A 1,285-nucleotide genomic window follows, 5' to 3' on the forward strand; every position below is an offset into this window, starting at 1 on the left:
TTCACCGCCCAGGACTGCGGGAACTGCCCCCTACGCGAGAAGTGCACCAAGGCAGCCAACGGCAAATGGGGCCGCAGCCTGACCCTGCTTCCCCGGGACCAGCAGGAGGCGCTGGAAGCGCGGCGCCGCGAGCAGCTGACCGACGAATGGCAGCAGCGTTACAACATCCGTGCCGGCGTGGAGGGCACGATCTCCCAGGCAGTGCGGCGCACCCGCATCCGCCGGACCCGCTTCACCGGCCTGCCCAAGACCCACCTCAGCCACGTCTTCGCCGCCACCGCCATCAACATCATCCGACCCGACGCCTGGCTCACCGAAACCCCACTCGGCCAGACCAGAACCTCGCGCCTAACCCGACTTGACCTGGCCGCACAGAAGCCCGCCCACAACCGGTTCACGGATTTCCCAACGGAGTCCTTCCAGGGATTTCGGCCTGGGTGGTCTGCCCCTTCCGGGGGCTCTTTGCTTCAACGCGTGCGCGACATGGGCAGCGTCCGCCTGTACCGACCGAACGACACCCCGCCCGGCTGGCCCGCCCTCGGCGCCTCGCCGACCCGGCCGGTCCGCTGGGAACTGATCGAGCAGCAGTACGACCAGATGGTCAAGTACGCCACCGCGCCCCGACACGGCGGAGGCCGGGCAGGTGCTGCGCCGCTTCACCCGCGGCGGCCCGGAACATCCCACGTACCAGGCTCTGGAAGAACTCGGCCGCGCTGTCCGCACGTCTTCGCCTGAGACGACCCGGCCAGCCCCGGCCTGCGCCGGGAATTCCACGGCGGGCTCCAGGTCGTGGACAACTGGAACAGTGCCAATACCGTGCTGCACTACGGCAAGAACGGCGCCCTGACCGGCCCGGACAAGGAACGCGCCGAGACCTCGATGCTCGCGCTGCACCTGTTCCAGTGCGCGCCCGGGCACGTCAACACCCTGCTGGTGCAGCAGGTGTCCCGTCGCATCGAACCGCGACTCGTCGCACTGTTCTGTGCACTGAGCTTGCGGTGGGAGGGTCGGGACAATTCTGAGTGAGGCTATGTCCGGCTTTGGGATGGCTCTTGTCGCGTTACAGGTGGCTTGTCTCAGCCTGGATCCATCGATCGGTGACCGGCTGACGGTGCCCCCATGGAGAGGACGTTCCTTGTGACCTGCGAGGATGGGAGTTCTCTAGGCTTCCAACCCGCAGCAGACAAGGGGGGCGAAGCCCCACTTGCCGACGGCGCCGGTGTAGCGCAGCCGCATCAGTTTGACTCGTTCGCCGTCGGCCAGTTCGGCCTCCACGTAGGCGAAG

1 pseudogene is annotated in these 1,285 nt (G+C 67.4%); it reads left to right on the forward strand.

Annotation, left to right across the window (positions count from 1 at the left end):
- Positions 1-1,026 (forward strand): annotated as a pseudogene (locus tag ACFYX0_RS47890) (transposase); the annotation flags it as partial.
- Between the last annotated feature and the right edge of the window lie 259 nt (positions 1,027-1,285).

The organism is Streptomyces sp. NPDC002573 (assembly GCF_042889625.1).
Lineage (GTDB): Bacteria > Actinomycetota > Actinomycetes > Streptomycetales > Streptomycetaceae > Streptomyces > Streptomyces gibsoniae.